This is a genomic window from Pseudarthrobacter sp. 902506025, from assembly GCF_040702325.1.
GTDB lineage: Bacteria > Actinomycetota > Actinomycetes > Actinomycetales > Micrococcaceae > Arthrobacter.
Genome location: NZ_JBFBKW010000003.1, coordinates 298,974 through 317,505 on the forward strand (window position 1 = coordinate 298,974; position 18,532 = coordinate 317,505).

Annotated in this window: 13 protein-coding genes; 3 read left to right on the forward strand and 10 right to left on the reverse strand. The window is 66.7% G+C overall.

Annotated elements, in window-relative coordinates:
- Positions 1-51: 51 nt before the first annotated feature.
- From AB0280_RS08600 to AB0280_RS08630, 7 genes are all read right to left on the reverse strand, one after another.
- Positions 52-4,251, reverse strand: a complete 4,200-nt coding sequence (locus tag AB0280_RS08600) for a DUF4011 domain-containing protein (RefSeq protein ID WP_366366878.1) — start codon at positions 4,249-4,251, stop codon at positions 52-54.
- 129 nt (positions 4,252-4,380) lie between these two features.
- The gene (guaA, locus tag AB0280_RS08605; RefSeq protein WP_159631439.1) at positions 4,381-5,970 is read right to left on the reverse strand and encodes a glutamine-hydrolyzing GMP synthase; all 1,590 of its coding nucleotides are present in this window, start codon (positions 5,968-5,970) and stop codon (positions 4,381-4,383) included.
- Between the two features lie 103 nt (positions 5,971-6,073).
- Positions 6,074-6,580, reverse strand: a complete 507-nt coding sequence (locus AB0280_RS08610) for a DUF3817 domain-containing protein (RefSeq protein ID WP_275179597.1) — start codon at positions 6,578-6,580, stop codon at positions 6,074-6,076.
- Entirely contained in the window at positions 6,577-7,461 is an 885-nt protein-coding gene (locus AB0280_RS08615) for an SURF1 family protein (RefSeq protein WP_366366880.1), read from the reverse strand. The genes AB0280_RS08610 and AB0280_RS08615 overlap by 4 nt, the downstream gene beginning before the upstream one ends.
- Before the next feature lie 80 nt (positions 7,462-7,541).
- Complete coding sequence (locus AB0280_RS08620) at positions 7,542-8,030, reverse strand: PTS sugar transporter subunit IIA (RefSeq protein ID WP_159631436.1); 489 nt, start codon at positions 8,028-8,030, stop codon at positions 7,542-7,544.
- A gap of 38 nt (positions 8,031-8,068) precedes the next feature.
- Entirely contained in the window at positions 8,069-9,808 is a 1,740-nt protein-coding gene (locus AB0280_RS08625) for a glycerol-3-phosphate dehydrogenase/oxidase (RefSeq protein ID WP_224026611.1), read from the reverse strand.
- Positions 9,809-9,913: 105 nt separating this feature from the next.
- Positions 9,914-11,050, reverse strand: coding sequence for a GuaB3 family IMP dehydrogenase-related protein (locus AB0280_RS08630; RefSeq protein ID WP_159631434.1), 1,137 nt, complete (start codon positions 11,048-11,050; stop codon positions 9,914-9,916).
- A 158-nt stretch (positions 11,051-11,208) separates the two neighbouring features.
- On the opposite strand from AB0280_RS08630, the gene AB0280_RS08635 reads away from it, so the two are divergent.
- From AB0280_RS08635 to AB0280_RS08645, 3 genes are all read left to right on the forward strand, one after another.
- Complete coding sequence (locus AB0280_RS08635; protein ID WP_307488222.1) at positions 11,209-11,856, forward strand: hypothetical protein; 648 nt, start codon at positions 11,209-11,211, stop codon at positions 11,854-11,856.
- Between the two features lie 23 nt (positions 11,857-11,879).
- Entirely contained in the window at positions 11,880-12,497 is a 618-nt protein-coding gene (locus AB0280_RS08640) for a hypothetical protein (protein WP_307488220.1), read from the forward strand.
- Between the two features lie 295 nt (positions 12,498-12,792).
- Positions 12,793-13,044, forward strand: coding sequence for a hypothetical protein (locus AB0280_RS08645; RefSeq protein WP_366366883.1), 252 nt, complete (start codon positions 12,793-12,795; stop codon positions 13,042-13,044).
- A 401-nt stretch (positions 13,045-13,445) separates the two neighbouring features.
- Here the strand turns inward: AB0280_RS08645 and AB0280_RS08650 are convergent, their stop codons facing one another.
- From AB0280_RS08650 to guaB, 3 genes are all read right to left on the reverse strand, one after another.
- Positions 13,446-15,305: an ABC transporter ATP-binding protein gene (locus tag AB0280_RS08650; RefSeq protein ID WP_364397438.1), complete on the reverse strand. Its 1,860-nt coding sequence runs from the start codon at positions 15,303-15,305 to the stop codon at positions 13,446-13,448.
- Between the two features lie 27 nt (positions 15,306-15,332).
- Complete coding sequence (locus AB0280_RS08655; protein ID WP_366366885.1) at positions 15,333-16,676, reverse strand: HNH endonuclease signature motif containing protein; 1,344 nt, start codon at positions 16,674-16,676, stop codon at positions 15,333-15,335.
- Between the two features lie 344 nt (positions 16,677-17,020).
- Positions 17,021-18,532 carry an IMP dehydrogenase gene (gene guaB / locus AB0280_RS08660; RefSeq protein ID WP_159631427.1) on the reverse strand — a complete coding sequence of 504 codons (1,512 nt, stop codon included), beginning with the start codon at positions 18,530-18,532 and terminating at the stop codon, positions 17,021-17,023.

The following is an 18,532-nucleotide window of genomic DNA, read 5'->3' on the forward strand; positions in this document are numbered from 1 at the left end:
CCATGGCCGGCTGTTCTTCGTCCTGGTCGGCCCGCCGTAAGCTTGCGTCGGTCAGCCCCAGTGCGGCGGCTTCTGTTCCTTCAACCACGTGTCGTGGTCATCCTCCCGGTCACCCCAGCTGCGGGCGTCATCCTCTGCTGCCTTGCTCGGGAGGATCTCTTCAGTGCCGCCTGTTACTGTCCGGGGCGCCGGTGCCGTTTCGGCCGGGCCTGCAGGAACGTCCCCGCCGGTTACTGTTTCTGCCTGCCCGTCCTGGAGCTCATCCTGGCGCATGTCTTCCTCGCGGCCGTCTTCCTCAAGCCTGCCGTGTGCAGGTTTCTTTTCCTCGGTCATGGATCCCGCTTCCTGGTGTCCGCTGTCACCGGTCCGGCCTGCGCCGCGATCCCCGGGCAGGTAGGAAACTCCGGCGGACGGCGCGGCGTCAATTCCATTGAGCGCCTGGTCAACGTCGTCGTCAAGGAAGCCCGCAGACTGGTGGGTCCTGCCCGGCAGCACCATCTTTTCCAGGCCCAGATAGCCGGCAATGCGGTCTGCGCAGGACGACGGGTCCGTGAACACTTCGATGGTCCACAGCGGCATGTACCGCCAGCCAAGGCGTTCCAGCAGTTGGGGACGCAGCCTGCTGCGTTCCCGCACGCTCATGGTGCGGTACTGCGCAGTGCCGTCGGACTCGATGGCCACCGGCCGCGGGATGTCGGAGTCCTCCTGGCCCATGGTATTCAGGGGGTCGGCGGCTGCCACTACATCGATTGCCCCGTCGTATTGGTGCCAGACCCTGGCGCCCCGGGCACGCAGCCGGTCACCGAGATCCGCCACCAACGGGTCCGCGCCCAGCGCCTGTTCGCTGGCGGCGGCGCGGGACGCGGGGGTGCCAAGATCCGTGTTGCCGGAAATTTCCCGGTCCAGCAGCGCGTACAGGTCCACCGCCCCGTGGGTAAGCCGGGTGTGGTCCAGGTCCTCGGGCCGGAAGCACGTAAGTACGTGCAGGGAACGCCGGGCCCGGGTCATGGCCAGGGCAAACTTCTCCCGGCCGCCTTCAGCGGACAGCGGCCCGAAGTTGTGGAGGGCACGGCCGTGCGGGGTCCGCCCGAATCCCGGCGAGAAAATGACATGGTCGCGGACCAGGCCCTGGGCACGTTCCAGGTCCACCACGCGGAAGGACTCCGGGCCGGCGCCGAAGAATCCGGCCAGGCCCGGCTGGTTGGACAGCTGGAGCCGGATGGACTCGCCAATCCTCGCGGCGTGGCGCAGGCTGGCGGTGACTACGGCGAGGGAGGTCCGCGGACGCAGGCGGGCGTGCTCGAAGACCAACTCCACTACGCGGTTGACCTCGGCAACCACGGACTCCACGCCTTCGTGGTCGGCACTGGGAAGGCCGGTGCCGTCCGGCAGGTATTCCACCAGCAGGGACCGGTCCAGCCCCGTGGCCGACTGGCCCTCGGGCAGCCGGCGCAGGCCGCCGTCGTAAAAGTTCTTACTGAGCTGCAGGACCAGGTCCTCGTCCACTGCGCGGTACACCACGTTGAGGCGCCACACCGGCAGCACTGCGGAGAGCGCGGTAAAAGCGCTCTCGACGCGGTGGTGGGCAGACTCGCCGGGTGCCAGCCGCTCCACCCCAACCGTGAACGTCCGGGGCGTGGCAATGCGCGGGTCGCCGAAGGCGATCACCTGCCGTGCCCGGGCAATCGACGGCAGGACGGCCTGCAGGGAGGTGGCCTCCGCGTCGAGGATCACGACGGCGTCGAAGTGCTGTTCTGCCGGGAGCAGGCCCGTCATCAGGTACGGGCTGACGGACCAGACCGGGACGAGTGTGCCGATCAGCTCAGGTGCCTGGGCGGTGAGGGAAGGCAGGGACACCCGGCCGTCCTTGAGCAGGCTGCGGAGCAGGTCTGCCTGGCGCGGCTGGGCAGCGATGGCTGTCCGCCACCGTTCCGCGAGGTCCCACCGCAGACGGGCGGCGCCGCTGGCAATGTGGGCGTTGTCGGCCAGCCGGTACTCCGCTTCCAGCTGGCGCAGGGCGTCGCCGTCGGACATCGCCAGGTAGTCGTCGCCGCTGATCATTGCCTCAAGCGCGGACTGCCACCACGCCAGCTCCAGCTCCGCGGCGACGGATCCTTCCGGAACTTCCCGTTCTGCAAGATCGGCCAGGAGTTCACCCAGGCCATGTTCACGCATGTTCTCAATGAGGAGTGTGCGTTCGGGCAGCGTCTTGAGCGTATCGGTGTCCGCCACCAGGCGGTCCAGCCGGTCCATCAGCTGCGCGTAGGGCACCGTGGCCAAGGCCCCGCCATCTTCGGTGTACTGCAGCGCCTCGCCCAGCTGTGCCAGCTCCTGGTCCAGTGACCGGTACATGGCGTTCATTTCGGCCAGGCCGGAGGGAACAGCGGGATGGCGCTGCGTGGTGGCGTAGCCAGCCCAGAGGGCACGCTGTTCCTGGACCAGCACCAGGGACGAGTGCAGGTCCGCGATGTGGACGCCCGGGCGCACGTATTCCTTGGCCACCCTGCGCAGCCTGGAGCGCTGCATGGCGGTCAGCTCGATGCCGCGCTCCCGCCGCCACGCGGACGGCGCCGTGGCGGAGATCAGGTCTGTCACGGGCCGGTCGAAGATGTCCGGGGTGAACTTGTCCAGGCTGCCGCGGACGGCAACCAGCAGTTCCAGCTGCTCTCCCCACTCCGCGAAGGACTCGCCCAGGCGGATCTCGGCGTGCTCGGCAACGGCGTCCATGCGGTCGCGCAGGACGGGGAGGCTCTTGGCCACCGAGCGGACCAGGTCCTGGGCTTCCTCGGTTTCCTTCCGGGTCAGCAGCCGGGCGCCGTGCCAGGGGCTGGTGGTGGCCGCCTTGCTGAAGCTGCCCAGTTCCGCGGCGCGCCGCAGCCTGCCCGCCAGCTCCTCACGGTCCCGGATGCTGTCCAGGACGCTGCGCTTGAGCCGGACGGTGGTGGCCGGGGCAGGATGGATCGAGGTGAGCTCAGCGAGTGACTGCATGGCCTGGTACGGCGAGCAGCCCCACCTCTCGCGGACGTTGTGGAGCGATGCCACGTGGTCCATGAGGGCGTGCCGGTGTTCGGTCAGGGTGGCGTGCAGGTTCCCCAGCTGGGGTTCCAGGGACTTTTCATTGCGGACGATCGCCCGGACCAGCTGGCCTTTCAGCTGTTGGGCGGTGACGTTCCCGGTCAGTTGGAAGAGGATGGACTCCAGGCCCAACGACTCCAGGTGCCCGGAAACCTCGTTCAGGCTGGCGCGGCGATCGCCCACCACCAGCACGGTCTTGCCGGCATCCACCAGGGCGCCGATGGTGTTGATGGCCGTCTGGGTCTGGCCGGTCCCGGGCGGGCTGCTGACCACCAGGGAGTCCCCGGCGCGGGCAGCATCAACAACGTACTGCTGGTCCGTGTCGGCATCCAGCAGCAGCAGCTCGTCCTTGGGGTGCCTGTTGTCCAGGTGCGGGAAGCGGGACGGGTCCGGTTCCTCGACGTCCACCACTTCGCCTCCGGCGGCGGTGGCCAGCGCAGAGACGATGGGGTGGGAATCGTTGATCCAGGGGTCGTCGAGGTTGCCGGAGAGGTCCGCAAAGGTGGAGACCAGCAGGTTGTGCTGGGTTTCAGCCCCGTGGATGGGCCGGATCAGGGTGGCCAGCCGGTCCAGGACGGGCTGGGGGTCGAACCGCGCGGTGCTGTAGGCCAGGCGGGTCACGGCGTTGACGTCGAACACGATCCCGTGGATGTTTTTCAGGTGCCGCACCAGGGCGGGGTTGATCTGCGCCTGTTCGGTCAGCTGCAGTTCGAAGTCGTCCTCCCCGGGGCGCACCGTCAGGGAGATGGCGGTCAGCATGACCGGGGCTGACACGCGCTGGGGTTTGCCCCCGACGGCGGATGTCCACACCACAGTGCCCGCCGACAGGTATCCGGCGTCGATGCCGCGGTCGTTGGCGAGCTCGAAGATCTTTGACCGGATGTTGCGCGACGCCCTCGCGGCCACCACATACTGCTGCCGGTCACGGATCAGGGTGGACAGGCGTGTGCGGCGCCCGGCCATGAGCTGGGCAAGGCCCGAGGGGTGTGCCGAGGTGAGGTCGATGGAACCTTCCGGCGTCTTGGTGAAGCGGAGCATTGTGTCCGCGCCGGTGACGGGTTTGAGCCCGGACAGCCATTTACGAAGCTCTTCCGAGCCTTCCGGGTGGCCTTGACCAACTGACACTTCTGCCTTCTTTTCTGCGTTTGCACGTGACGCCCTGGACCATACCGGCATAGATTCGAGAGTAGCCGCTCCGGCGCCGGACTTGAGCGACCGCAACACTGGGGCACCGGAAATTGCGGAGGAATTCGCTGGGAAACAGCAGTGGCCGGCCTCCGCTGACGGAGGCCGGCCACTAGCGTGCTATTCCCACTCGATGGTTCCCGGCGGCTTGCTGGTGACGTCCAGCACCACCCGGTTGACGCCGTCCACCTCGTTGGTGATCCGGCTGGAGATCCGTGCCAGCAGGTCGTAGGGCAGGCGCGACCAGTCGGCAGTCATGGCGTCTTCCGAGGAGACCGGACGGAGCACGATGGGGTGGCCGTAGGTGCGGCCGTCGCCCATGACGCCGACGCTGCGGACGTCTGCGAGCAGGACTACGGGCATCTGCCACACCTCGTTGTCCAGCCCGGCCGCGGTCAGCTCGGCACGCGCGATGGCGTCCGCCTTGCGCAGCAGGTCCAGCCGCTCCTTGGTGACCTCGCCGACGATCCGGATGCCCAGGCCGGGGCCCGGGAAGGGCTGGCGGCCGACGATTTCCTGCGGCAGGCCGAGCTGGGCGCCGACGGCACGGACCTCGTCCTTGAACAGGGCCCGCAGAGGCTCAACGAGCTCGAACTGCAGGTCCTCGGGGAGGCCGCCCACGTTGTGGTGGCTCTTGATGTTGGCTGCACCTTCACCACCGCCGGATTCGACGACGTCCGGGTACAGGGTGCCCTGGACCAGGAACTTGATCTTCTCGCCGTGGGCTGCGGCCTCGGCGATGATGGCCAGTTCGGCTTCTTCGAAGGCGCGGATGAATTCCCGGCCGATGATCTTGCGCTTGGTTTCGGGATCGCTGACGCCGGCCAGGGCCGAGAGGAAGCGTTCCTGTTCGTTGGCCACGTACAGCTTCACACCGGTTGCGGCCACGAAGTCGCGTTCAACCTGTTCCGCTTCGCCTTCACGCAGCAGTCCGTGGTCCACGAACACGCAAGTGAGCTGGTCGCCCACGGCGCGCTGGACCAGGGCTGCCGCCACTGCCGAATCGACGCCGCCGGAGAGGCCGCAGATAACGCGGGCATCCCCTACCTGCTGGCGGATGCGCTCCACCTGTTCTTCCAGGATGTTGCCCGTGGTCCAGTTGGGCTCCAGCTTGGCGCCCTTGAACAGGAAGTTCTCGAGCACCTGCTGGCCGTAGGCGGAATGCTTGACCTCAGGGTGCCACTGCACGCCGAAGAGGCCCTTTTCCTCGTTGGCGAAGGCTGCAACTTCGGCGCCTGCCGTCGTGGCGAGGACATCGAAGCCTGCAGGGGCTTCGTGCACGGAGTCGCCGTGGCTCATCCAGGTCTTCTGGTGCTGGGGCATGCCCTCAAGCACCGAGCGGCCGTCACCGAGGATGGTGGTTTCCGTGGATCCGTACTCCCGCAGGCCGGTCTTGTCCACCTTGCCGCCCAGGGCGTTGGCCATGGCCTGGAACCCGTAGCAGATCCCAAAGACGGGGACGCCGGCTTCGAAGAGGTCGGCACCCACGCTGGGGGCGCCGTCGGCATAGACGCTGGAGGGGCCACCGGAGAGGATGATGGCGGCAGGGTTCTTGGCCAGGAGCTGCTCGGTGGAGTAGGTATGCGGAACCACTTCCGAATACACATTCGCTTCCCTGACGCGGCGGGCAATCAGCTGCGCGTACTGGGCACCGTAATCAACAACCAGCACCGGCTTCTGGGAAGTCTGGGATGCAGTGGGAGTAGTCACCGTAATAGCCTACTTTGCGCCCTTGCACCGGCGCACCTTCAGAAGCCGCGCTGTGACGCAGCAGACGTCCGACGGCGGATGGCCGGCGCGCGCCGGGCCCGTTTCAGTAGCGCTGGGGAGCCTGCGGATTGGCGGCAAGCTCGGCTTCCACCTCTGCGTGGAATTTCTTCTCCACGATGAACGACAGGAACGGCACCACGCCGCCCAGTGCCAGCAGCACCAGTTTCAGGAAGGGCCAGCGCATCAGGGACCACAGCCGGAAGTTGGAGATCAGGTACACAACGTACATCCAGCCGTGCACGATCAGGACGGTGACGGAGACGTTCATGCCGTTGAGCACCCCCGCCGGCTCGGCGTCGGCGAATCCGAAGCCGAACGGCTGGCCGGTCACCGCATTGGTTCCGCCGGCGAACAGATACTGCCCGAAGCCGTACCGTGCCACCAGTTCCGCACACAGCAGCAGGAGCATGGTGCCGGTGAGGTAGGCCATGACCTTGTAGAACTTCAGGGCGGACCGGATCTGCGCCTCGGTACCGCCGAAACGGCGCTTCTTCCCGGAGGTCTTGCCGGAGGCCTGCGATGAGGGGGTGGCCGGTTTCGGATCAATCATGGCTGTACCTTCTGCTGGTGCTGTTCAGGCTGCTGGTGCTGTTCGGCCTGCTGTGGAAGCTGTTGGTTTTCGTCGTGCCCGTCACCGTCGTTCCCGGCGTCGTCAAGGGCCTCCTCCAGGTCCCGGTGGTAGTCGTCCTTGACCAGCCGCCACCAGATGAAGAGGGCGAACCCGGCGAAGACAACCCACTCGATGGAGTAGAAGAGGTTGAGCCAGTTGATGTGCTGCGCCGGCGGCTGCGGACCGATGTCCAGTGGAAGGAGGTTCCCCGGAACCGCGGCAGCGCTGACGTCCCGGCCCCCCACCACTTCCGCGGTGGCAGACACGAAGCCTGGGTAGCTGCTGACCTCCCAGTAGTTGATGAGCTCCGCCACGGAGACGGCCGAGGCTTCCCCCGGTTTCGGAGCTTTCCCCGCCACCGGCGCTTCGGACGGCAGCAGCCGGCCGGTCAGCTCAACAAGGCCCGACGGCGGTGCTGCCGCGTCCCCGGGCTGGGCGACCCACCCGCGTGCCACCGGGATCCACGTCTGTGGTGAGGCACCTGCTCCGGTCAGGGCGGGGGCACCGTTAACGGCGAAGGCTGAAACAACCCAGTAGCCGGTTTTGCCGTCGTGGAGCCTCCCGGGAACCAGGACCTGCTTGTCCGGGCTGTACGTCCCCTGGGCAGTGACCATCTGGTCGGCAACACTGCCGTGGAAGAACTCACCCGGCTGCAGGGTGCCGGTAAGCGGCCGGACCTGTTCGGTGGCGGGATTGACCGGCACCTCGGGCTGGGTGGAGCGGCCGAATTGCCACTGGCTCAGCAGCACGAAGACCCCGGAGAGAGCGATCGCGAAGATAAAGCCTGCGATCCATCGGGGCTTAAGGGCTGTTTTCCACACGTCTTAACCGTACTTCGTACTTCTGTAGAACAACTAAACGCCGGGGGCGTCCGGGCCCGGAGGCGGGACCGGGGATGCGCCTAGTGGTCGAAGAACACCAGGCTGGAGTTGATGAGCTCGGCGATTACTTCGGCGTCGTAGGCACGCCGCAGCGACTCGCGGAATGATTCCTTGGAGAGTGACCGGGCCAGGGTGGCCAAAACTTCCAGGTGGTCGGAGAAAGAGCTCGCCGGGGTGGCAATCAGCAGGATGACCGTGGCAGGACCGTCGGCTGCACCGAAGTCCAGGGCGTGGCCGTACTTGGTGATGCCGACGGCGATGGAGGTCTGGGACACGAATTCGCTGCGGGCATGCGGCAGTCCGATGCCGCCCGGGAGCCCCGTGGCCAGCTGGTGCTCCCGGGCATTGACGTTTTTCAGGAACCCGTCAAGATCCGAGATCCGCCCTGCGGCGTGGAGCCGCTCTGCCAGTTGGTTGGTGGCGTCGGTCTTGTCCTTCGCCTCCATTTCCAGGATCACCATGTCGGCGGTGGTCAGGTGGGCGTCATACGGGTCCAGTGGTTCCGCCAAGGCGTTTCCCTTCGGTCAGCAGTGGGGCGAACGGCCCCTCAACGCAAGGGCACGATATCTTCCGCGCCCAGGCGGGCGGCGTCTGCGGATTCGTCGTCCGGCTGTTGCTGGCTGAGGCGTTCGGCCTCCACGCGGGCAAGGTAGTGGCGGACTTCGTTTTCACGCTGCGTGTCACTCCAGCCAAGGACGTCACCCATCAGTTTAGCGACAACGGGGGCGGCGGACACGCCGCGGTCCCATGCTTCGATGGAGATCCTTGTGCGCCGGGTCAGGACGTCCTGCACATGGCGGGCACCTTCGTGGCTTGCGGCGTAGACGGCCTCTGCCTGCAGGTAGTCGTCGGCGCCAGGGAGTGGCTCCGCCAGCTCCGGGTTCTGCTCAATGAGGGCCAGGACCTCGGGCGTCATGGACCCATACCGGTTGAGCAGGTGCTCGATCCGGGCGACGTGCACCCCGGACTCCTCTGCGGTGCGGTTCCGGCGGTTCCAGGCGGCCCGGAAACCGCTGGCGCCCAGGAGCGGTATGGTTTCGGTGCAGCTGGGCGGGACGCGTTCGTCCATGGTGCGGGTGGCCTCGTCAACGGCATCCTTGGCCATGACCCGGTAGGTGGTCCACTTTCCGCCTGCCACCACCACCAGTCCGGGAACAGGGTGCGCCACCACGTGCTCGCGGGACAGCTTGGCGGTGGAGTCGTTTTCGCCGGCCAGCAGCGGCCGCAGGCCGGCATAGACCCCTTCGACGTCTTCCCGGGTCAAGGGCCGCTTGAGCACCTGGTTGACGTGCTCCAGGACGTAGTCGATGTCCTTGCTGGAAGCGGCCGGATGGGCCTTGTCCAGGTGCCAGTCAGTGTCAGTGGTGCCGATGATCCAGTGCCGTCCCCATGGGATGACGAACAGCACCGACTTCTCGGTGCGCAGGATCAGCCCCACCGTGGACTGGAAGCGGTCGCGGGGAACCACCAGGTGGATGCCTTTGGAAGCACGGACCTTCAGCTGGCCGCGGTCGGTCACCATGGCCTGCGTTTCGTCGGTCCACACGCCGGTGGCGTTGATGACCTGCTTGGCGCGGATGCTGAACTGCGTCCCGTCCTCGCGGTTTTCCACCTTGGCCCCCACCACGCGTTCGCCTTCGCGGAGGAAGTCCACCACCTTCATCTGGTTCACGGCGTGGGCGCCGTAGTAGGCAGCCGTGCGGACCAGGTTGGCGCAGTATTTGGCGTCATCCACCTGGCCGTCGTAGTACCGGATGGACCCGACGAAGGCGTCGTTCTTGAGGCTGGGGGCGGCCCGGAGCGTTCCCCGGCGGCTGAGGTGTTTGTGGAACGGCACTCCCCTGCTGTGGCCGGCGGAGACTGACATGGCGTCATAGAGGGCGATGCCGGCACCAACGTAGGGCCGCTCGATGAAGGGTTTGGTCAGCGGATACAGGAACGGCACCGGCCGGGCCAGGTGGGGTGCAATCTCGGAGAGGAGCAGCCCGCGTTCCTGCAGGGCCTCTTTGACCAGGGCGAAGTCCAGCATTTCCAGGTAGCGCAACCCACCGTGGATCAGTTTGGAAGACCGTGACGACGTGCCTGCCGCCCAGTCGCTTGCCTCGACGATGCCGACGCTCAACCCCCGGGTCACGGCGTCGAGCGCGGCTCCCGTGCCAACGATGCCGCCGCCGACAATCAGGATGTCCAGTTCCTGGCCGGGTTCCGTGGTGGCGCGCAGCCGCTGGATGGATGCTTCCCTGGCTTCCGGGCCAAGGACCCCGCCGTTTGCAGGAACACTCTTCATTGAACGCCTCCAGTGCCTCTAGTGCCGGTAGTAAACCCACACTACTTGCTGGGGGCGTGCTTTGGGCAGGGCCGGAGCGCGCCCGCCCCGCCCTGCCGTGGCGTGTCAGTTCCCGGCGTACGGCGACACGACGACGTCGACCCGCTGGAATTCCTTCAGGTCCGAATATCCGGTGGTCGCCATGGAGCGCCGCAGCGCACCGATAAGGTTGGACGTTCCGTTCGTGTGGTGGCCGGGTCCGAAGAGAACTTCCTCCAGCGGGCCCACGGTGCCGACGTTGGCGCGGTCCCCGCGCGGCAGTTCGGTGTGGTGGGCCTCCTGCCCCCAGTGCCAGCCCTTGCCGGGGGCTTCTTCAGCCCTGGCCAGGGCGCTGCCCAGCATGACGGCGTCGGCGCCCATGGCGATCGCCTTGACGATGTCACCTGAGGTGCCCATGCCGCCGTCGGCAATAACGTGGACGTAGCGGCCGCCGGATTCGTCCATGTAGTCGCGGCGTGCCGCGGCGACGTCGGAGATGGCTGAGGCCATGGGCGAGTGGATGCCCAGCGCGCGCCGCGTCGTGGTGGTGGCACCGCCGCCGAAGCCCACCAGTACGCCCGCAGCGCCGGTGCGCATGAGGTGCAGCGCCGGAGTGTAGCCGGCAGCGCCGCCGACGATGACGGGGACGTCGAGTTCGTAGATGAACTGCTTCAGGTTCAGCGGCTCGTGGTCCTTGGAGACGTGCTCTGCGGACACGGTGGTGCCACGGATGACGAAGATGTCGACGCCGGCGGCCAGGACCGTCTTGTAGTGTTCCTGCGTGCGCTGGGGGGTCAGGGACCCGGCAACAGTGACGCCGGCGTCACGCATTTCGGCGAGCCGGGACGTGATGAGCTCGGGCTGGATGGGTGCCTGGTACAGCTCCTGCATGCGCGTGGTGACGGCAGGGCTGTTGGTTTCATCCTGGAGCGCCGCGATCTCATCGAGGATGGACTGCGGATCCTCGTACCGGGTCCAGAGGCCTTCCAGGTCCAGCACGCCGAGGCCGCCGAGCTTGCCGAGGGCGATGGCGGTGGCCGGGGACATGGCCGAGTCCATCGGCGCGGCGATCACGGGCATCTCGAACTGGTAGGCGTCGATCTGCCAGGAGACGGAGACGTCCTTGGGGTCGCGGGTGCGACGGTTGGGGACGATTGCAATGTCATCCAGGGAGTAGGCACGACGCCCACGCTTGCCACGGCCGATCTCGATCTCATAAGTCACTGCTCTAGGTTATCCCAGCAGGTCCACTGGCCTGGCCTGGGCCGGCGCTGAAGGTCATCGCTGGCCCTGGCGACTGCGCCGAGCAAGCACGTAGCCTTGGGCAGGGGGCTTCGGTGGATGCTCCCGCGATAGCTTCCACGATTGGGCCTCCTTCCGATATGACGCACTCCATTCCTTTTCCCGCCGACACGCCTGTCCATTCGCTCGACCATTGGCTCTCCCCCGAACTGGCCCGGGTCAGCCCGCCGGACGCCCCCTCCCGGCTCCGCGAGCTGGCCGATGCCCAGGGCACTTTGGCCGCCGGCTGGAGCGGGGCGATCGCCGGCGGCCCTGTCCTGGCCCTTGCAGGCGCCTTCACCTCCGTGATGTCGGGGAATCCCGCGGCAGCGCTTGTCTTGGTCCCGCTGGGGGCCATCCTGGTGCTGCTGGGCCTCTTCGGGTGGAAACGGGTCCGATCCGTCCTGCCCCGGACTGACAAGGCCCTGATCACCCGTGGCCCCGGATCTGCCCGCGGCGGCATCGGCATGGTGTCGTTCCTGGCTGTCGTTCTCGGCGGGATCATTTACCTGTACCTGCCCTCCGCCATGGCGAAGGGCGCCGGTGAGGTCACTATCCTGGTGGGCAGCTACGTACTCATGCTGGCCCTCCTGGTCGCGTGCATCATCGTCCCGTCCGCGGTCCTGGGCCGGGCCCGGGAGTCGTTCCGCCTGCGGGTGCAAACCAGCCCGAGGCTTCGGAGGGCACTCGAGGAAGATCTGGCCGTCTGGCGCGATCCCTACGGCAACGCCGCTTACGGCCCCCTCTGACATCCGGGAAGCGCAGGATTGTGATGGGCAGTCGGTGGACATTTGACGGGCATATCGCCGGGATCGGCACTGCCTCCGGGTTGCGCGCCGTAGTTGGAATGTGGCAGGACTCCCCCTTTGGGTCCTTCTCGGACGTCATGGTGCAGCAGCCTTCTGGGCATCGCCTTCTGCTCGCTCCGACATCCGAGGTGGCCGGCTTCATTGCCGCGACCTACACCTTTGATGAAGTGCGGGTGCTGGACGTTGCTGCCTCGCTCACCGACCACACGTTGACGGTCGACGCCGGCCCGCTGGCAATCCAGGCCGTCACCGGTGCCAGGACCCTGCTGGGAACAGCGCTGCGGACAGTACCCCGGCGCCTTGCAGTCCATCCCCGCTGGCTCGCCGCGGTCAATCCGTTCGCTGCCCTCGCGGCACCCGGCGCCCGCACCTACGGAACTGCGGGCAGCGGAAGGACGGAGTTCTATGGGGTGACGGACCTGCACCACGTGACGTCCGCCGTCGTCCGCTGGAATGGTGCCGATGCCGGAGCGCTGGCCCCCATCCGGCCAGCCGTCACGTTCGGCTTCAGCAGCGTCCCTCCCCGCCCGAGCATCGCCCGCGTGCGTACCACCGTGGTGGACGGCAGGCACGGAGGTTAGATCTGCCCATCGCTGCATGCGCGGGCCTGTATTAGCCTTGGCACCGGAAAATTGATTTTGGGGGGGGAACAGCGTGGCACCAGGCGACGAATCAACGGCATCGGCTCCTGCCTGTTCCGGCATCAGGGATCTGAGAAGGGTGCCGGACGCGACGGCTTACGGCTACGCCCAGCGCCGGTCCTGGATCTTTTTTGCCTGGTGGTACCCGGCACTGCTGGCTTCCACGGGTTGGGCCTTGACCGCCTGGCTCCGGTTCACCCGCAGGCCACCGCGCCCCGCTTCTAACCTTCTGCGGGTGGAGCGGGGGATCCGGGGCACCCCAGTGATGGTCTGGACTATCCTGGTCGCCACCACGGCCGCCGTTGTGGCCTTGATCCTGTTCACCCCCAACGGCGCCTCTCCGGAAAATTTGCCGGTGCTCGGACTGCTGATCACGGTTCCCCTCGGCTCGGCCGCCGGCCTGCTGCACACCCGCCGCCTGATGTGCAACAACGCCGGACTCTACGCCCGCTGGCTCGAACGCCGTTCCCTGACGGAGCATTCATGAGGGGTGGCGTGGCTTCGCCCAGCACTGAGGCCGTCCCGCAACTAGCCCTGGGCCATGCCCATCGTAGGGCCCGTGTCTTCTGGTTTTGGTGGATGGGCATGGTCTTCGCCGTACCCGGCGCGGTTCAGGCGATTGTATTGGCTGGCACTGGCCAGAATCCCGGGAACGGACTTGTGCTGCTGGTGCTGGTTTCACTCCTGGTGGTGGCCACGCCGCGAGGGACGTCCCCTGATGTCCTGCCCATCCTTGCGTTGCGTTTTTGGTTGCCTTTCCCTTGTCGGTTGGAGCAGGAATGCTGTACCCGCGGCATCTGCACCAGCACCGGGACCGCCTGTACGCCGCCTGGTTGCGGCGACGCTGACAGAAGTGCCCGATCGGCGGGCGGGCTCCCCCGACCTGCATCAGACTCCTTCAGGTTCCTCCACGGAAAGCTGGGACTCGAACATCCTGAAGTACCGGCCGCGCAGGGCCACCAGTTCCTTATGGGTGCCTTTCTCCACAATGCGGCCATCCTCCAGCATGTACACCACGTCCGCCTTCTCGATCGTGGCGAGCCGGTGGCTGATGGCGATGATGGTGCTGCCGCGGTCAGCGAAGAGCCTGGTGAAGATTCGGTGCTCAGCGAGGGCATCGATGGCCGAGGTGGGCTCGTCCATCACCATGAAGGATGCGTCGCGGTAGAAGTTCCGTGCCATGGCCAGGCGCTGCCACTGGCCTCCGGACAGGCCACTGCCCTTCCGTCCGCGCGGATCCTCCATCCAGTTGCTCACGTGGTTGTCGAGTCCGTTCGGCAGCCTATTGATGAAGTCGAGCGCCTCGGCGTCGGCTGCAGCCTTGCGGACGCGGGCGTCGTCCCGAGGTGAATCAACGTCGCCGAAGTAGATGTTCTCGGCCGCCGTGGCGAACTCGTACTTCAGGAACTCCTGGCTGAGCACGGCAAGGTGGCGGTGCCAGGATTTAACGTCGACGGCGGCGAGGTCCACGCCATCGAGCAGTATCTGCCCTGAGTCGGGCCGGTAGAGTCCGGCGAGGATGCGGATGAGGGTGGACTTCCCGGCGCCGTTCTCCCCGACGATGGCGATGTGTTGGCCCTGCCGGATGGTGAGGCTGATGCCCTTGATCACCTCGATGTCGCTGCCCGTGTAGGTGAAGCGGATGTCCTTCAGCTCCACTTCCCTGGGCGCCTCCAGGAGGGGTGGGGCATGTTCCGAGTGCACGGGCATCGCCATGAACAGCTCGTAGTCCTTCAGGTTGGCCAGGTCTTCATCAATGGAGCTGAGCGAGGACACCAGGCTGTTTGCGGTGGACAGGGCACGGCTGACGATCTGCTGGACGTAGAGGAACTGGCCCACCGGGGCTGCGCGGGCAATGATCTGGCCCACCACCCAGATCAGCGAGACCACTTCCGCGCCGTACTGCAGGGCGTCCGCCGCCAGCTGCCTGGGGATGTATCGGCGCTGGTAGTCCAGGCGCCGCCGTTCGTCGGCGTCCCGGAGCCGGGACCGAAGGTCCATGAGGAAACCGACGATGCCATAAAGCCGCATTTCGGCAATGTGCTGCGGCCGGAGGAGGTTGGTCTCGATCATGCGGCGCTGGCGCCGCGAGTCCACCTGCGTGTTCCAGTGCGCAATCTGTTCCCTGGACAGCTTGAACTGCAGGTACACGCTCGGAACGATGGCCACCAACACGATGACGGCGATCCACCAGCTGACCAGCAGCAGGGCGCCCACGGCCAGGATGACCGAGACCAGCTGGGTGAAGATCGCGGCAATCCGGTCCAGGACGCGGGCGTAGGAGTCGGAGAATCGTTTGGCGCGGTCGTAAAGGTCCACTGTCTCCTTGTCGTCGTAGCGCCAGAAGTCCAGGGAGAGGAAGCGCTCGTACATCTGGTCCCCCACGATGGCGCCTACTTTGAAACTCATCAGCTGCTGGATGTAGCGGTCCACGCTGTTGAAGGCGCCCCAGAACAGGCCCAGCGCGGCAGTGACGACGACGTACACGATGGCAAGCCGCCCCGCTCCGCCGTCGCCCGCGTACGCTGCCGCCAATGCTGTGGTGGTGAGGGACGCGTAGAAGGTGGTGACAAGCGGCAACACAGCGGAAATCAGGGAACCCAGCACCTTCATGACGACGGCGCCCGGGGAGGCATGGAAGCTCACCCGGAGCACCTGGGCCACGGCCTTGGCATAGGGGCGCACGGCAAGCCGCTTTTGCGGGTCGCGTTTAGGGGTCAGCTCCGCCGGATGGCGCGGTTGGGACATGGAATCAGCCTAATGCGGGGCGGTCCGTCACGATGTGGAATGGAGACAGCGCAGCAGGGCATCTTCACCTGGCGAGTGTGCCATGTAGTGGAAGTCCGGCGGCCCACCGGCCAATCGACGTGCTCCACCGCTGTGGTACGCCGCGCTCATCCACTCCGGGCCACGCCATTGTGGCCAGTCGGATGGTTCGGGGTCGGGGTGTTCGGGTTTGTAGTGGCGTCCGGTGGGTGAGGTCCAGCCGGGCGGCTCGTTCTTGGTGGCCGGGTCGGGTGTCCATTGGCTGTGGTGTTTGAGCCGGTGATGTTTGGGGCAGAGCTGGGCCAGGTTGCTGACGTTGGTGGTGCCGCCGTGTTGCCACGCTTGTAGGTGGTCGGTTTCGTTGTCGGGGGTGCGGTTGGTGCAGCCGGGGAAGGTGCATTTGGTGTCGCGCAGCCTGATCCAGCGTTTGATGGCTTCGGTGAGCCGGTAGTTTTTCCGGCCGATCTCCAGTGGTGCGCCGTCGCGTGGGTCGACAAGGACCCGATAGAACGAATCCGCCCCGTCCGCGACGAGCCTCCGCGCCATGGAGGCCGGGATCGGTCCGAAACCGTCCAGCACTGCTGGTTCGTCGGTCGCTCCGAGGAGGGAGAACACCGGCACAGTGACCAGGACGTCGGCCCTCGGGGTGAGGACCTGTCCCATCGCGGTCGTGCTTGCGGTGGCCGCGGTGGTGCCAGAGGAACGTTCACCCGCAACCTGCCCGGTACCGAGGAGCAGCGAGGCTGCGATGTCGGGGCGGAGTTGGGTGAGGGTGCGCTCTTCGGTGGGCCCTTGGAGGCCGCGGGCGGTGGCGGTGGTCCGGTTCCAGATGGCGCACGCGGTGTCCCCGGGCAGGTACAGCGAGATCCAGGCCATGCCGTCCCGGTCGGGGACATATTCCATCCGCCGGTCCGCCGCACCCTTGGCGTGCCGCTTCTCGATGGAGTCCGGATGATGGCGTTCCCTCCACCCACGGACCTTGGCCCGGAACCGGGACGGGACAAGCTCACCGGGAGCCGCACCCCGGGCGGGGTTGGCAGCGGCGGGGTCGAAGAAGTGTGCCACCAACCCGGCGGCGCCAGCGGCATCGAGGCCGTCGGTTTCGTCGGCGATGATCTTTGCGTGCTGCCAGGACAACGACCCGGCCGACAGGGCCTCAAACACGGGCGGGAACAAACAGATCCGCCGTGACTGCTCCACCAAAGCGCCCGCGGCAGCGGAGCTGATGGTCAGCACCCCGGCGACCTCCTCGACAACGGAGACGTAGGCGTAGGTGCGGTCTTGAACGGAAGCGTCCGGCGGGGTCATCGCCTGCTGGAACTCCACTGCCTCGGCGGCGTCCCGTGCTTTCATCGCAGCGAGTTGTGCTTCCAGTCGGGATGCAGCTTCCAGTCGTGCAAGCCGGATCCCATACCGCCGCTGCAACACATCCACACCGACACCGACATCCACGCCAGCACCAGCGTGAGCCCCGGAAGCCAGGAAAGCGTCCTCTTTCTCCAGGGCGCTCAGGGCAGCAACAGAGGCACGAACACCCTCCAACGCCACCCCAGCACTACCGCCGATTCCCATAAGAACATCATCCAACGGGGGTCCGACATTCAAACCGACCGCGTTCTCCGGTACCCAACAACAAGAGGAGGCGGGAAAAGCCCGCCTCCTCTTTCACACGCCTCAGCGTGAAAAACCCTTCGCCGTTAGCGCGATCCGTAGTTCGGCGCCTCGACGGTCATCTGGATGTCGTGCGGGTGCGATTCCTTCAGGCCGGCGGAGGTGATCCGGACGAACTTGCCGCGGACCTTCAGCTCGGGAATGGTGGGCGCTCCGGTGTAAAACATGGTCTGGCGGAGGCCTCCCACCAGCTGGTACGCCACTGAGGACAGCGGGCCACGGTACGCCACCCGGCCTTCGATGCCTTCGGGGATCAGCTTGTCGTCACCGGACACGTCGGCCTGGAAGTACCGGTCCTTGGAGTAGGACGTGTTCTTGCCGCGCGACTGCATGGCGCCGAGGGAGCCCATGCCGCGGTAGGACTTGAACTGCTTGCCGTTGACGAAGATCAGGTCGCCCGGAGACTCGTCGCAGCCAGCCAGGAGGGAGCCCAGCATGACTGTGTCGGCGCCGGCCACCAGGGCCTTGCCGATGTCGCCCGAGTACTGGAGGCCGCCGTCGGCGATCAGCGGCACGCCGGCCGGAATGGCAGCCTTGGCGGATTCGTAGATGGCCGTGATCTGCGGGACACCCACGCCCGCCACCACACGGGTGGTGCAGATGGAGCCGGGACCAACGCCCACCTTGATACCGTCGGCGCCGGCGTCAATCAGCGCCTGGGCACCTTCACGGGTGGCAGCCTGGCCGCCGATAACGTCCACGTGAGCGGCGACGGGATCGGACTTCAGCCTGCGGATCATATCCAGGACACCCTGGGAGTGGCCGTTGGCGGTGTCCACGAACAGCGCGTCCACGCCGGCGTCCACCAAGGTCATGGCGCGCTCCCAGCCGTCGCCGAAGAAGCCGATGGCGGCACCCACCCGGAGCCGGCCTTCATCGTCCTTGGTGGCCAGGGGGTACTGCTCGGCCTTGGTGAAGTCCTTGGTGGTGATCAGGCCCTTGAGCCGGCCCTGCTCGTCCACGAGCGGGAGTTTTTCGATCTTGTTGGTGGCCAGCTTGTGCGAGGCTTCCTCGCGGCTGATGCCTACGTGCCCGGTGACCAGGGGCATCTTGGTCATGACGTCGCTGACCAGCCGCAGCGGGAAATCGGACTCCGGCACAAAACGGGTGTCGCGGTTGGTGACGATGCCCAGCAGGCGGTTGTCCTCGTCCACCACGGGGAGGCCGGAGACGCGGTAGTGGGCGCAGAGATCATCGAGCTCGCGCAGCGTTGCCTCGGGGCGGATGGTCAGCGGGTTGGTGATCATCCCGGACTCGCTCCGCTTGACCCGGTCCACCTGGTCCGCCTGGTCGGCGATGGACAGGTTGCGGTGCACGACGCCCAGGCCGCCCTGGCGGGCCATGGCGATGGCCATGCGGGACTCGGTGACCGTGTCCATCGCCGCGGAGAGCAGCGGGGTCTGAACGGTGATGCGCTTGGAAATTCGTGAGGACGTGTCTGCCTCGGACGGGATGACGTCGGTGTGGCCCGGCAGGAGCAGGACGTCGTCGTAGGTCAGGCCGATGAAGCCAAAGGGGTTGTGTTCGGGCTCGGTCAT

Bases quoted from the DNA above. Each gene is read 5' to 3' on its own strand.
- AB0280_RS08635 (WP_307488222.1), top strand. From the start codon at position 11,209: ATGACGCACTCCATTCCTTTTCCCGCCGACACGCCTGTCCATTCGCTC.
- AB0280_RS08650 (WP_364397438.1), bottom strand. From the start codon at position 15,305: ATGTCCCAACCGCGCCATCCGGCGGAGCTGACCCCTAAACGCGACCCG.
- AB0280_RS08600 (WP_366366878.1), bottom strand. From the start codon at position 4,251: ATGCCGGTATGGTCCAGGGCGTCACGTGCAAACGCAGAAAAGAAGGCA.
- AB0280_RS08625 (WP_224026611.1), bottom strand. From the start codon at position 9,808: ATGAAGAGTGTTCCTGCAAACGGCGGGGTCCTTGGCCCGGAAGCCAGG.
- AB0280_RS08655 (WP_366366885.1), bottom strand. From the start codon at position 16,676: ATGAAAGCACGGGACGCCGCCGAGGCAGTGGAGTTCCAGCAGGCGATG.
- guaB (WP_159631427.1), bottom strand. From the start codon at position 18,532: ATGACCGAGCCCGAACACAACCCCTTTGGCTTCATCGGCCTGACCTAC.
- AB0280_RS08640 (WP_307488220.1), top strand. From the start codon at position 11,880: ATGGGCAGTCGGTGGACATTTGACGGGCATATCGCCGGGATCGGCACT.
- AB0280_RS08610 (WP_275179597.1), bottom strand. From the start codon at position 6,580: ATGATTGATCCGAAACCGGCCACCCCCTCATCGCAGGCCTCCGGCAAG.